Annotated in this window: 10 protein-coding genes and 2 pseudogenes; 4 read left to right on the top strand and 8 right to left on the bottom strand. The window is 69.1% G+C overall.

Annotated elements, in window-relative coordinates; translation table 11 throughout:
* Positions 1-4 precede the first annotated feature (4 nt).
* Both ABE424_RS04425 and ABE424_RS04420 read left to right on the top strand, forming a co-directional pair.
* Positions 5-82: pseudogene (locus tag ABE424_RS04425) on the top strand (hypothetical protein); the annotation flags it as partial.
* Between the two features lie 30 nt (positions 83-112).
* Positions 113-326, top strand: a pseudogene (locus ABE424_RS04420) (biotin transporter BioY); the annotation flags it as partial.
* A gap of 12 nt (positions 327-338) precedes the next feature.
* Here the strand turns inward: ABE424_RS04420 and ABE424_RS04415 are convergent.
* The 7 genes from ABE424_RS04415 to ABE424_RS04385 all read right to left on the bottom strand — a co-directional run bounded on the left by ABE424_RS04415 (position 339) and on the right by ABE424_RS04385 (position 8931).
* A complete protein-coding gene (locus tag ABE424_RS04415; RefSeq protein WP_346491034.1) occupies positions 339-1106 on the bottom strand; it encodes a YggS family pyridoxal phosphate-dependent enzyme in 768 nt (255 codons plus the stop codon).
* Positions 1107-1216: 110 nt separating this feature from the next.
* A complete protein-coding gene (locus tag ABE424_RS04410) occupies positions 1217-1723 on the bottom strand; it encodes a hypothetical protein (protein ID WP_346491035.1) in 507 nt (168 codons plus the stop codon).
* Between the two features lie 110 nt (positions 1724-1833).
* Positions 1834-4938 (bottom strand): error-prone DNA polymerase, encoded by a 3105-nt coding sequence (locus tag ABE424_RS04405; RefSeq protein ID WP_346491036.1) that lies wholly within the window; start codon positions 4936-4938, stop codon positions 1834-1836.
* Complete coding sequence (locus ABE424_RS04400) at positions 4935-6350, bottom strand: DNA polymerase Y family protein (RefSeq protein ID WP_346491037.1); 1416 nt, start codon at positions 6348-6350, stop codon at positions 4935-4937. The genes ABE424_RS04405 and ABE424_RS04400 overlap by 4 nt, the downstream gene beginning before the upstream one ends.
* A 9-nt stretch (positions 6351-6359) precedes the next feature.
* Complete coding sequence (gene imuA / locus ABE424_RS04395; RefSeq protein ID WP_179458734.1) at positions 6360-6977, bottom strand: translesion DNA synthesis-associated protein ImuA; 618 nt, start codon at positions 6975-6977, stop codon at positions 6360-6362.
* A gap of 257 nt (positions 6978-7234) precedes the next feature.
* A complete protein-coding gene (locus ABE424_RS04390; protein WP_070425312.1) occupies positions 7235-7669 on the bottom strand; it encodes a glyoxalase in 435 nt (144 codons plus the stop codon).
* Positions 7591-8931: an MFS transporter gene (locus tag ABE424_RS04385; protein WP_346491038.1), complete on the bottom strand. Its 1341-nt coding sequence runs from the start codon at positions 8929-8931 to the stop codon at positions 7591-7593. The genes ABE424_RS04390 and ABE424_RS04385 overlap by 79 nt, the downstream gene beginning before the upstream one ends.
* A gap of 75 nt (positions 8932-9006) precedes the next feature.
* On the opposite strand from ABE424_RS04385, the gene ABE424_RS04380 reads away from it, so the two are divergent.
* Together ABE424_RS04380 and ABE424_RS04375 are read left to right on the top strand one after the other, a co-directional pair.
* Positions 9007-9450: a helix-turn-helix domain-containing protein gene (locus ABE424_RS04380; RefSeq protein ID WP_346491039.1), complete on the top strand. Its 444-nt coding sequence runs from the start codon at positions 9007-9009 to the stop codon at positions 9448-9450.
* Between the two features lie 267 nt (positions 9451-9717).
* Positions 9718-12537 carry a glycoside hydrolase family 3 C-terminal domain-containing protein gene (locus tag ABE424_RS04375; protein ID WP_346491040.1) on the top strand — a complete coding sequence of 940 codons (2820 nt, stop codon included), beginning with the start codon at positions 9718-9720 and terminating at the stop codon, positions 12535-12537.
* A 138-nt stretch (positions 12538-12675) separates the two neighbouring features.
* Here ABE424_RS04375 and ABE424_RS04370 read toward each other — a convergent pair whose 3' ends face one another.
* Positions 12676-13572, bottom strand: coding sequence for a LysR family transcriptional regulator (locus ABE424_RS04370; protein WP_346491041.1), 897 nt, complete (start codon positions 13570-13572; stop codon positions 12676-12678).
* Positions 13573-13633: the final 61 nt, after the last annotated feature.

The raw sequence follows: 13633 nt of genomic DNA, 5'->3' as shown, positions 1-13633 counted from the left end.
TTGAATGGAGTTGACGATAAGTTCAGGCAACCTGACCCTCGCGGCCGAGACGGTGAACCTCACGGTCAGCGCCCTAAGCCACCAGATGCGGCAACTGGAGCAGCGCCTCGGCTATCCGTTGCTGCTGCGCGACCCGGATGGCGAGTGGGACCGGTGGTTTGCGCTGGTCGATGACGCGCCACCGGCGCGCTATGTGGCGATGCTCAATGATTCCGAAGCACACCATCGCGCCGCGTTGGTCGCACTGGCTGGTGTACCCGCCGCGATCGGCGACGCATCAGGGCTTCCTGGCCTTTCGCGATTGGCTGCACGCCGAAGCGGCCGAGGGCGATGTCAGCTCATGCCGGGGTCGGCCAGTAGACACTGTCCGGGGTCGAGCGTGCGCCGAAAATGGCCTGGCCGACCCGTACGACAGTGGCGCCTTCCTCGATGGCGATGTCGAAATCGCCCGACATGCCCATCGACAGTTCGTCCAGGCGGATGCCCGGCGGCAGCGTGGGGCGGAGCCGCTCGCGCAGGTCGCGCAGCCGCGTAAAGCACGGGCGTACCTGTTCCGGGTCCGACGAGAACAGCGCCAGGGTCATCAGCCCGCGCACGCGCAGGTTAGGGAACGCCGGGAGCTGCTGCACGAAATCGGCGACCTCGATCGGGTCCAGACCGTACTTGCTGTCCTCACCGGAGGTGTTGACCTGCACGAAGACGTCCAGAGTGCGCTGCTCCAGTGCCAGCCGCTGATCCAGCGCCCGTGCCACCCGCAGGCTGTCCAGCGCCTGGAACTCACTGGCGAAGCGCGCCACGTCACGTGCCTTGTTGGTCTGCAGGTGGCCGATCACCGACCAGCGCAGGCCGGGCAGGTCGGCCATGGCCGCGGCCTTGCGCTGGGCTTCCTGCACCTTGTTCTCGCCGAGCTCATGGCAGCCTGCTTCCCAAGCCATGCGCAGGCGGGCTTCATCGACGGTCTTGCTGACCGGCAGCAGGCGCACGCCGGCCGGGTCGCGCCCGGCCAGTGCACAGGCGCGGACGATGCGTTCGCGCACCGCCTCCAGGTTGTGGCGGATCTCGTCGACGGTGGTGGCCTGGGGCCAGGTGGGGGCAGCGATGGGCATGGGGGCTCCGGAAGCGGGGACGGCTGCGGCGCGTCGGCGCGCCGGCAGGGCGGTCCCGTGACAACGGACAGGTTGTCATAGCGCTACCCGAAAATCACCGCCCGCCGATATCAGGGCGCCGCAGCGGAGTGCGGGCTGACGTAGTGCGACTGTTCGTCGTTGTTGAGGAAGATCAGCTCCGGCTTGCCCTGCCAGGAGGTCAGCATCGCGCCGGTGCTGTTCTGGTGCTTGACCACCAGGGTGGCGCCGCGGTCCGGGTTGGCGGTGACCTTGAACACTTCGGTGGTGCCGGTGGCATCGTCCAGGGTGAGGATCGCCTCGTCGCCGACATCGGCGGTGCCGTAGCCGCCACGCTCGGAGCCATCGGCACCGAGCAGGATCAGGCCCGACAGCGGTGACGCGCGCGGCCCCTGGGTCACACCTTGGGTGAGCGGGTCGGGGACCGGTGCGCCGAGGATCACCCGCGCCTGGCCGTTGGCATCGCGGATGACCAGGCCCCGCGCGGTGATGACACGCTCATCGGACTGGCTCTGGTGCAGGCGCAGCGCGGTCCACCCGGAAACCGCCAGAGCAAGGCTGGACACAACCAGCGTGGTGAGGGTCAGCGCGCGCGACATACCGTCTCCGGATCCTTGGAAGGGTGCGACCATACCGGATAGGCCATTCACGGCACCAGTCGGAAAACTCTGGAATTGGATTCATAGTGTGAGGTGGGTCACGAGATGGCTCAGCGGAAATCGCGACTGTGGGTGCGCACGCCGTCGATCAGGTTGTCGATGTTGTGCATCTGGCGGACGATCAGGTGCTGCACGCCGTCCACGCGTTCGAGGCGGCCATCGATCTGCATCAACTGCGCTTCGACCAGCACCCGATGCTGGCGGTCGGCGATCTTGCGCCAGACCACCGCGTTGACCATGCCGCATTCGTCTTCCAGGGTGAGGAAGGTGACGCCGCTGGCGGTCTGGGGGCGCTGGCGCATGCGCACCAGGCCGGCAAACCGCACACTGCGCCCGTGCGGCAGTGCGCTCAGTTCGTCGGAACGGTGGCAACGGCGCTGGCGCAGTTGGCTGCGGATGAACGACACCATGTGCCGGCCCAGCGTGGTGCCGGTGCTGTTGTAGTCGGCCTGCATGTCCTCGAAGGCACTCGGCAGTGGCAGCGGCACGGCGGTTTCAGTGGTGGCGCGCGCGGTCTCGAACAGTGGCAGTGGCTTCTCCACGCCGGAAACCTCCCAGCGCGCGCGATGGCGATGGCCGCTCAAGCCCTTGAGTGCACCGGCATCGGCCAGCAGGCCCTGGTGGCGACGGTCCAGCTGCGCGCGCTGGCTCAGGTCGGCGACGCTGTCGAACGGCGCGCGGTGGCGCGCCTGTACCAGTCCGGTGGCGACCGCCTCGCTGAAGCCATCGACCAGGCGCAGGCCCAGGCGGATGCCGAACGGGCGACCCGGCGAGGTGGGTGGGACCAGGGTGCAGTCCCACGCGCTGTAGCGCACGTCCACTGGCAGCACCGGCACGCCATGGCGGCGCGCGTCCTGCAGGATCTGGTCCGGGGTGTAGAAGCCCAGTGGCTGGCTGTTGATCAGGCTGGCGGCAAACGCGGAGGGGTGGTGGCACTTGAGCCAGCAGCTGACATAGGTGATCAGCGCGAAGCTGGCCGCGTGGCTTTCCGGGAAGCCATAACTGCCGAAGCCCTTGATCTGCTCGAACAGGCGCTCACCGTACTCGCGGCTGTAGCCGTTGGCGGCCATGCCGGTGAGCAGTTTGTCGCGGTGCGGCTCCAGCCCGCCGTGGCGCTTCCAGGCGGCCATCGAACGGCGCAGCGCATCGGCCTGGCCGGGGCTGAAACCGGCGGCGGCGACGGCCAGCTGCATCACCTGTTCCTGGAACAGCGGTACGCCCAGCGTGCGCTTGAATACCTTCTCCAGCGCGGGCGGGTAGTCGATCTCTTCGATGCCTTCTTCTTTCAGTTTCTTCCGTCGATTCAGATAGGGATGGACCATGTCGCCCTGGATCGGGCCAGGGCGCACGATCGCCACTTCGATCACCAGATCGTAGAAACAGCGTGGCTGCATGCGCGGCAGCATCGCCATCTGCGCGCGCGACTCGATCTGGAACACGCCCAGGGTGTCGGCGCGGCAGATCATGTCGTAGGTGGGGCCATCATCCGGGGGGATCTTCGCCATGCTCATCGGCGGTTCGCCATGTGCCTCCAGCATCGCCAGGCATTTGCGCACCGCGGTAAGCATGCCCAGCGCCAGGCAGTCGACCTTCATCAGGCCGGTGGCATCCAGGTCGTCCTTGTCCCACTGGATCACGGTGCGGTCGGCCATGGCCGCGTTTTCCACCGGCACCATGGTGGACAGGGGGTGTTCGGAGATCACGAAACCGCCCGGGTGCTGGGACAGGTGGCGCGGGAAGTCGACCAGCTCGGCGGTCAGCGCGACCACCCGCCGCATCAGCGGCGTCTCCGGATCGAAGCCGCGCTCGCGCAGCGCCTCGGGCAGCGGCTCGTGGCTGCTCCAGCGGTCCAGGCAGGCGGCCAGCTCATTGACCTGGTCCGGCGGCAGGCCCAGCACCCGCGCCACATCGCGCACCGCACTGCGGCCACGGTAGCTGATCGCCACCGCGGTCAACGCAGCGCGTTCGCGACCGTAGCGGTTGAACACGTACTGCAGCACTTCCTCGCGGCGCTCGTGTTCGAAGTCGATGTCGATGTCCGGCGGCTCGTCGCGCTCGGCGGAGATGAAGCGCTCGAACAGCAGGTCCATGTCGCTGGGGTCGATCTCGGTCACGCCCAGCACGTAGCACACCGAGGAATTGGCGGCCGAGCCGCGGCCCTGGCAGAGGATCTGCTGGCTGCGCGCGAAGCGCACGATGTCGTGCACGGTCAGGAAGTACGACTCGTACTGCTTGGTGTGGATCAGCGCCAGCTCGTGTTCGATCTGGTGGCGCTGCCGGGGCGTCTCGCCCGTTGGCCAACGCCATCGCATGCCTTCCTCCACCAGCACACGCAGCCAGCTGGCCGGGTCGTGGCCGGCCGGCACCAGTTCGCGCGGATAGGTGTACTGCAGCTGCTTGAGATCGAAGTGGCAACGTTCGGCGATGCGCAGCGTCTCGGCCAGCAGCTCGGGCGGGTACAGCGTGGCCAGGGCCTGGCGGGTGCGCAGGTGGCGCTCGCCATTGGCGAACAGACGCCAGCCGGCGTCGCCGAGCGTGCAGTGGTGGCGGATCGCGGTGAGGGTATCCTGCAGCGCGCGGCGGCGGCGCACATGCATGTGCACATCGCCGCTGGCCACCAATGGAATGCCCTGGTCGCGGCCGAAACGACGCAGGCGCTGCAGGCGCGCGCGGTCGTCGGCCTCGCGGTGCAGTTCAACGGCCAGCCACAGTCGCTGCGGGAAGCAGGCCTGCAGCCACTGTGCATCCTCGATGCCCGGGGTGGCGTCGGCCCACAGGCACAGCAGGCCGGCATGCAACGATCCGATGTCGCTGCGCAGGCAGCGGTACTCGCCCTTGGGCGCGCGCCGGCGGCAGGTAGTGATCAGCTGGCACAGCGCGGCGTAGCTGCCCTGGTTGGTACACAGCAGCACCAGCTTGGGGCCGTCCTCCAGCTGGAATTCAGCGCCGGTGATCAGTGCCAGCTGGTGCTTCTGCGCGGCCTGCCAGGCGCGCACGATGCCGGCCAGCGAGCACTCATCGGTGATCGCCAGCGCACGGTAACCCTGGCCCTTGGCGCGCGCGAACAACTCCTCGGCGATGGACGCGCCGCGCTGGAAACTGAAGGCCGACAGGCAGTGCAGCTCGGCATACCCGGGCAACGGCGGCGCGCTCATGCGAACCAGCCGTGCAGCATGAAGGGTCCGCTGCGTGCATCGGCGGCGGTATAGGCCCAGCCGCGCTGGCCCTGGCCGGTTTCGATGACGTAATAGTCGCGGCGGATGTCGCCGGCATCCCACCAGCCCGATTCGATCCGCTCCGGCCCGGACAGGATGCGCAGGTGCGGATCCTGCAGCGCCTGTGGCTGCGCCAGCAGCCAGCCCGGACGCATCGGCAGCACCGGTGGCCGGGCCTTTGGGGCGCCCTGGGCATCGCCGCTCGCGCGTTCGGGCCGGTGCTCGGCGCGCAACCCCAGCCCTTGGACGGCGTCATCGCCGAGCCGCGCACGCAGGCGTTCGCGCAGCTGCTCCCACGGCATCGCCTGCTGCGGGCGCGGGTCGAACAGATCGCGTGCGGCCGGCACGAACGGCGGCAGCTGCTCGGCCTGCAGCCGCAGGCCGCGGCTGCCCGCCGGCAACTGCAGATGATCGACACGGTTGCGGGCCAGCTCGAACAGCATCGCCGGTTCGCGCTCGGGCGCGAGCAGGCCGATCGAGAGCCGCGTATCCGGGTGGTTTTCGTGTTCGAACCACAGATCGAACTGCAGCACGCCGCCATCGCGCGAGCACAGGAAGGCGGCCAGGTCGGTGGTCAGCCGCCGCAGCGGGAACAGCATCGCCTGGGTGGACTCGACCTCGTACTCGAACTCGATGCGCGCATCGAAGCGGTCCGGTGGCTGGAAATAGCGCAGCGGCGGCGTGCTGATCCCACGCAGCGCATCCAGGTGCGCCAGTACCTGCGGCGGGAAACGCCGCGCCAGGCTCTCCCGCGGCAGGCCGACCGCGGCGCCCAGCGTGCGCAGGCCCGAGCGCGCCAGCACCGTGACCGCCTCGACCGGCAACCCGCTGCGTTCGATCGGCACCTGGGCCAGGGCCGCGTCCAGCTGGTGCGCATCCACGCCGAGCCGACCATGCACGCGCGCCAGCACACTGGCGGCATGTGGATTCGGTGCGGCCACCAGCCGATGCCGGAAGCCCAGCTCGGTCAAGCCGCGGGTGAGCCGCTGCTCGACCTTCGGCCAATCACCGAACAGGGCGCGGCTGGCCCGGATTTCCAGTGCCAGCGCATGCGGGAAATCCAGGCTGACCTGCGAGCTGATGCCGTACAGCCAGCTCGCCAGCAGCTGGCGGGTGGCCTGCTCGGCGCGCGGGTCGTACTCCACGCTGAGCATGTCGCGGGTGAGCACCTGCGCGGCCGAGAGCAGCATGCCGCGGCGCAGCCCGAGCTGGCGTGCGGAGGGGCTGACCGCATGCAGCACGCGCCGCTGCGCCGGCCCGGTGACCAGCACCAGCGGCGCGGCCGGATCCGGTTGCTGGCGCAGGGCAGCGTCCAGCGCCAGGTGCGGCAGCAGCAGGCAGGCCCAGTCCACGGCGGCGGCTCAATGGGCCACGGCCAGCGGCAACGGCTGCGCCGGTGCCAGCCCGCCACGGCACTTGAGCACCCGCACCTGGCCATCGTCGAGCTGCAGGCGCAGCGCGGCCGGGGAGGGGTTGCGCGCATGCCGGGCATCGCGGAAGGAAAACCCCAGGCACTGGCCGGTTTCAGCCGCCACCTGCAGCCGGCGCAGCGCACGGTCATCGGCCTGCTGCGGCCAGCACAGCACCGCCGCGCAGGCGGCCGAGCGCAGGCATTGTTCGGCGGCCCACAGCGCATCGCGCGGGCTGGCCTGGACCACCTGCACCTGGCCCAGCGCCAGTCCGGCGCGGGCCCAGGCCGGGGCATGCGGCAGGTGCGGCGGGGCGATCAGCACCACGGTCTGCTGCTGCTGGCTCAGCCGTGCCAGGGTCGGCCAGACCAGGGCCAGCTCACCGACCCCGGGCGAAGCCAGCAGCACCTCCGACAACGCCGAGGGCGGCCAGCCACCCCCGGGCAGGCGGGCATCCAGCGCCGGGTGGCCGGTGGGGTGCGGGGCCACCTCCGGGAAGGCCGCACGTGGCTGCCCCCGCCAGACCCGGCGGGTTTCCAGCAGCCGGTCCAGGGCCAGCACGGCGCCCATCAGCGGGCCTCCCGGCAGGGCTGGAGCAGGCGGAAACGGGCGGGAAACAAGGGCATGGCGGCGAGTATCGGCAGCACGCGTGTCAAAGGCTGAGACCGACAATCCTACCCGCAATTAGTAAAAATGCTAACGAATTCGGCAGCCGGATTCCGAACCGGTTGAGGGTGCTGAATGCTTCAGCGAGAGCAGCATGGCAGCGCGCCAGATGGGACGGCCAAGTGCGTGATGGAGGGCATCCACGCATGGCGTGGATCTACTCAGCGCCCCTGTGGATCGGGCCGGTGGTGCACGTACTCGACCACGGTGCCGTCCGGATGCACCGCATTGAAGGCCGCGCCGGTAGGCACGACCTGCAGCGGGAAAATGATCTGCGCCCCGGCCGCCACCAGCCGGTCGTAATACGGCTGCACGTCATCGACCAGCAGCGTCCCGGTGGTGGAGGTGAACGGGGCCAGCTTGTCCGGCGCTCCTTCGATCAGCAGGAATGCCCCGACCATCGCCAGGCGCAGGCCGGCCTCGGGGAACGGGAAACCCGCATCGGCGACCACGCCCTGCAACTGCTCGTAGAACGCCACCCGCGCTTCCAGTTCGCCCGGGCCGACGAACACCCGGATCAGCACCCGCGGGCTGCGTTGCCGGGAGGTGTCATTGCGGTCGCGCCAGAGTTGATCGAAGTGGCGGTGGGGGGGCATGCGGTTGCTCCGGGACGTGAGCAGTCATTATCGATCCGCGCTCCGCCGGGAACCGGGCAGGGCTCATGACCACCGGTGATGGCGTGATAACCCGTCATCGCCCACCACGCCAGCAGTGCCAGCAGCGATATGCCGGCGCCGGCCGCGCATACCGCGTTCCAGCCATGGGCGGCATACAACGCACTGCCAAGCAGCGCACCCAATCCACTCCCGGCAGCGTAGAACAGCATGTACGCGGCGATCACCTGCGCCTGTGCGTGCGGGGCCGCGGCCAGGATGCGGCTCTGGTTGGTCACGTGCAGCGCCTGCACGGCGAGGTCCAGCAGCAGCACGCCAAGCACCAGCCAGCCGAGGTGATGGGACATCGCCGCGATCGGCGCCCAGCTCAGCAGCATCAGCAGCAGGGCGCCGGTGGTGACCCGACCGGCATGGCCACGGTCGCTCCAGTGCCCGCTGCGTGCCGCCGCCAATGCACCGAGCAGACCGACCAGCGCGAAGGCGCCGATGCCGGTGTGGCTGAGCGCATACGGCGGCGCACTCAACGGCAGGCTCATGCTGCTCCAGAACAGCCCGAACACGGTGAACAGCAGCAGGCCCAGCACGCCGCGCTGGCGCAGCACCGGCTGCTGCCGCAGCAGGGCGATCACGCCGGTCCGCGCGCTGGACGTGATGGGCACCGGCAGCCGCGGCAGGCGCGCCCACAGCAGGGTGCCCGTCACCACCATCAGCGCCGCCGAGAGCAGGTACACCGCGCGCCAACCGCCCAGATCGGCCACCGCGCCAGCCACCACGCGCGCCAACAGCAACCCGACCACCACGCCGGCCTGTGCGGCACCGACCACGCGGCCGCGCTCGTGCTCGCCTGCGGCGGCGGCCGCATAGGCGATCAGCCCCTGGGTCATCGCGGTGCCGAGCAGGCCCACCGCCAGCATGCCCAGCAACAGGCTCCAGGCCTGCGCGGCCATCGCAACGGCCAGCAGGGCGAGCACCAAGCCCACCGTCTGGATCGCCATCAGGCGGCGACGCTCCATGCGGTCGCCCAGCGGCACCACCCACCGCAGGGCGGCGACCGAGCCGAGCTGGGTGGCGGCGATCACCGCGCCGATGCGGCCGGTGCTGATCTGCAGATCGGCCGCCAGCGCATCCAGCAACGGCTGCGCGTAATAGACATTGGCCACGCTGAGCCCGGCGGCGCAGGCGAACAGCATCAGCAGGGCGGAGGGAAGCGGGGAAGCGGAAATGCCGGGGGCGGTGGTCGCCATCATTCAGTCTCAAAATAGAACCAGTTGATTCTGCGGCATGTGGTTCTAAAATGAAACCTTGAGCGGAGAATCCTGATGGCCACCGAGTCGATGACAACCTGCCCGGTCGGGCGCGCGCTGGATCTGGTCGGCGACCGCTGGTCGCTGCTGATCGTGCGCGAGGCCTTCGACGGGGTGCGCCGTTTCAGCGATTTCCAGCGCCGCCTGGGGATGTCGCGGAGCATGCTCAGCCAGCGCCTGCAGGCCTTGCTGGAGGCGGAGGTGCTGGCGCAGCAGCCCTTGGGAGAAGGCCGCAGCTATCAGGAATACGTGCTCACCGAACGTGGCCGCGCGCTGTTCCCGCTGGTGGTGGCGCTGCGCCAATGGGGGGAAGCCTTCCTGTTCGCGCCGGGCGAACCACGCTCGGTCCTGCAGGCCGACAGCGACGATCGCCCCCTGGCGCTGATGCAGCCGCGCGACCAGCGCGGGCAGGTGGTGGAGGCCGCCCAGACCCGGGTCATCAAGCCTGTTTCGTCGTGAATCCGGCGGGCCACGGTGTCCCAAATGTAAGCATCCTGTTGACAGGCATGAACAGGCTCGCCCACTCTTCCGGGGTGGAGTGCCGGTAACGGGCTCCCGGGTGGTGCGGCTGTCACGACGGGCGGAGGGGCCTGGACGTAGCCGTCATCGCCTTGCGTTGTAAACGGTTCCGCGCGCCTGCGCGTGGTTCCCGCCGACATGGCGCTGCACCCTTCTGCGGCAAGACTCCCTGGATTTATTGCGCAAGCAAAGGTGTTTCGTCCGCTCATGAAAACGATTTCAAAGCCCCTGGCCCTGACGGCCGCCATCGCGCTCTCGCTGAGCGCTTCCGCCTGGGCTGCCGCCCCGGCCGCCACCACCAACGCGTTCACCGTGCTGACCCTGGAACAGACCCCGGGTGAGCTGGATGCGGCCGTGGTCGCCGCGCAGCTGGAGCAGCTGCAGGTCGATGCCCTGACCGTGCGCAACGTGGAACGCCGCGCCGACCGCGTGGACCCGTTGCAGGGTCTGGCCGACGCGCTGGGCTACCACTATCGTTTCGTGACCGCCGATCCTGCCGCCGCGCAGCAGACCGGCAGTGTCGTGCTGACCCGCCTGCCGATCGAGGCCGAGTCGGGCACCGAACAGCCGTCGCTGAATTACCTGCGCCTCAACGATGGCCGCCACGTCGTCGCGCTGTACACCAGCGCTGCCGATGCCGCTGCACTGCCGCCGCTGGTCACCCGTTCGCGCCTGGGCGCACCGGCCGTGCTGCTGGGCGCGGTCAGCGCCGATGCGGCCACCACCGCCGGCTTCGATCCGTCGCGCGTCGCGCTGGAAGCCAACGAGAGCTACTTCAGTGATGGGTTCCAGTCGGCCAGCTCGGCCCCGATCAAGCTGCGCACCCATGACGGCAGGAAGGGCACCACCGCGGCCACGCTGCTGACCCTGGGCTATGCCGCGCCGGTCGGCGGCGAGACGCCGTGGATGGACACCGCCCTGAACGCCGATGCCCGTGCCAAGGCCCTGCTCGCGCAGATGACCGTGGACGAGAAGTTCCAGATGCTGCACAGCTACTTCGGGCTGGGCAAGGACGGCGGTCCGCTGCCGGAAGGCGCGGTCGGTTCGGCCGGTTTCGTACCGGGCGTGCCGCGCCTGGGCATTCCTTCGCAGCAGTCGGCCGATGCCGGCGTCGGCGTCACCAACCCGGGCGGCCTGCGCAAGGGCGACCACGCCACCGCGATGCCGTCCGGTCCGTCCACCGCCTCGAGCTGGAACCCGGATATCGCTTTCGCCGGTGGCGCCACCATGGGCCGTGAAGCCTGGCAGCAGCGCTTCAATATCCTGCTGGCCGGCAGCGTCAACCTGCAGCGCGATCCCCGCAATGGCCGCAACTTCGAATACGCCGGTGAAGATCCCCTGCTGGCCGGCGTGCTGGTCGGCGAATCGATCCGCGGCGTGCAGAGCCAGCACGTGATCTCCACGATGAAGCACTTCGCACTCAACGACATGGAGACCTCGCGCAATTTCCACAGCGCCGAGATCGGCGAGCAGGCGATGCGCGAGTCGGATCTGCTGGCCTTCGAAATCGCCATCGACATCGGCAAGCCCGGTTCGGCGATGTGCTCGTACAACCGCATCAACGGCACCTACGGCTGCGAACACGATTACCTCATGAACGAGGTGCTCAAGCAGGAATGGAAGTTCCCCGGTTTCGTGATGTCCGACTGGGGCGGCGTGCACAGCGGCTCCAAGGCGGCGCTGGCCGGCCTGGACCAGCAGTCGGCCGGTGAAGTGTTCGACAAGGCGGTCTATTTCGACGAACCGCTGCGCCTGGCCGTGGCCGGTGGCGTGGTGCCGCAGGCGCGCCTGGACGACATGGTGAGCCGCATCCTGCGCACCATGTTCGCGCACGGCAATTTCGATCTGCCGCCGGTGCATGAGCCGATCGACGACGACGCCGGCTTCCACGCTGCGCAGCGCACCGTCGAAGAAGGCAGCGTGCTGCTGCGCAATGCGGATGACCTGCTGCCGCTGGGCAAGGACGTGCAGCGCATCGTCATCATCGGCGGCCATGCCGACAAGGGCGTGATCGGTGGCGGCGGTTCCTCGATGGTGGGCTGGACCGCGCGCGGCACCAATGCGGTGCCGGGCGTGATGCCGACCACCTGGCCGGGCCCGGTGATCTTCCATCCGTCCTCGCCGCTGGAAGCGCTGCGTGCCGAACGTCCGGATGCCCGCATCGATTACGTGGATGGCCGTGACGTGGCTGCCGCCGCGCGCGCTGCCGCTGCCGCCGATGTGGCCATCGTGTTCGCCACGCAGTGGTCGGCCGAGTCGGTCGATCTGCCGCACATGCAGCTGCCGGACAACCAGGACAAGCTGATCGCCGGGGTGGCCAAGGCCAACCCGAAGACCGTGGTGGTGCTGGAAACCAATGGCCCGGTCGAGCTGCCGTGGCTGCAGCAGGTACCGGCCATCCTGCAGGCGTGGTACCCGGGCATCCGCGGCGGCGAAGGCATCGCCGCGCTGCTGACCGGCAAGGTCAATCCGTCCGGCCGCCTGCCGGTGACCTGGCCGGTGGATGTCAGCCAGCTGCCGCGCCCGCACGTCAACGGCCTGGGCTTCAACCCGAAGAACAAGCCGGATGACACCATCGATTACACCATCGAAGGCGCCAACGTCGGCTACAAGTGGTTCGCCGCCAAGGGCCTGACCCCGCAGTACGCGTTCGGCCATGGCCTGTCCTACACCAGCTTCGGCTACGACAACCTGCAGGTGGTGGTGGAAGGCCAGCGCGTGGTCGCCAGCGTGGACGTGCGCAACACCGGCAAGGTCGCCGGTGCGGATGTGCCGCAGCTGTACCTGCAGCTGCCGCAGGGCAGCACCACGCCGATCCGCCTGATCGGCTTCCAGAAGGTCATGCTGCAGCCGGGCGAGAGCCGCCGGATCCGCATCGAAGCCGAACCGAAGACGCTGGCCAGCTTCGACACCGCCGACAAGCAGTGGAAGATCGCCGGTGGGCAGTACGAAGTACAGCTGTCGCGCGCGGCCAACGCACCGGTCCAGCGCGTGCCGCTGGAGCTGGCGGAACAGGTCGTCCGCTGAGCTGACGGACGCGCCGGTACCGACCAACGGTCGGTACCGGCCGCGGATCGGTCACAACGCGCGTTACCGGGTAGGGCACGACCGTTGGTCGTGCCAACGTTCTGACGGGCAGGCCACGACCGTTGGTCGTGCCACCGGTCACCCCGGCAGGTGCTCGCGCAGGTGCGCCAGCAGCAGCCGGACCCGGCGCGAGGGCTGGGCGGTGTTCGGAAACACCGCATACACGCCCTGGCGCGGGAAACGATGGTGGCGCAGGATCGGCAGCAGCCGTCCCTGCGCCAGATCGTCATCGATCAACCACTGCGGCAACACGGTCGCGCCGGCCCCGGCCAGCGCGAAGGCGCGCAGCGTGGAGGCGTTGTCGACCGTGACCACCGCATGGGCGGGGTTGCAGGCAAACAGCGCGGTGCTCCCATCGGGGGCCACCAGCGGCAGGTCCGCCAGGCGCGGATACCCCAATCGTGGCAGCGTGCGGATCCAGTCCGGGTCGTCGCGTGCCGCATCGTCGGGCAAGGTGGACAACAACGAGGGTGAGGCGACCGCGCACAGCGCGTGCTCGTCCAGCAGGGTCGCGCGCAGCTGCGAGTCCTGCAGGCGCCCCAGCCGGATCGCCAGATCGAACCGCTCGGGGATCAGGTCCGCCGGCGCCGGTGAAGTCGACAGGTGCAGGCGCAGCTCGGGATGCAGGGCACGGAACGATTCCAGCACCGGCACGACCCGGGCGATCGCGTACTCCGGCGTGGTGGTCAGCCGCAGTGTCCCGCGCAGCTGCAGCTGTTCGCTGCGGGCTTCATCGATCGCCAGTTCGGCAGTCGCCAGCAGGGCGGTGCAGTGCTGGTAGAAGCGTTCGCCGGCCTCGGTCAACGCCAGGCTGCGGGTATTGCGCACCAGCAGGGTCACGCCCAGTTCCTGCTCCAGCCGCTTGAGATTGAAGCTCACCACGGCCCGGCTCTGGCCGAGGCGCTGCGCGGCCGCGGTCAGGCTGCCGGCATCGACAATCGCCTTGAAGGTTTCGAAGCGGTCCAGGCTGACCATGGCTGCCGTGTCTGTCAAAAATGGTTTGACAGTCTTGCACTCGATTGCCGGTATATCCAGC

It is taken from the genome of Stenotrophomonas sp. TWI1149, from assembly GCF_039673155.1.
Taxonomy (GTDB): Bacteria; Pseudomonadota; Gammaproteobacteria; order Xanthomonadales; family Xanthomonadaceae; genus Stenotrophomonas; species Stenotrophomonas maltophilia_AA.
Note: the sequence above shows the minus strand (reverse complement) of the source record. Positions and strands in the feature narration are given on the sequence as shown.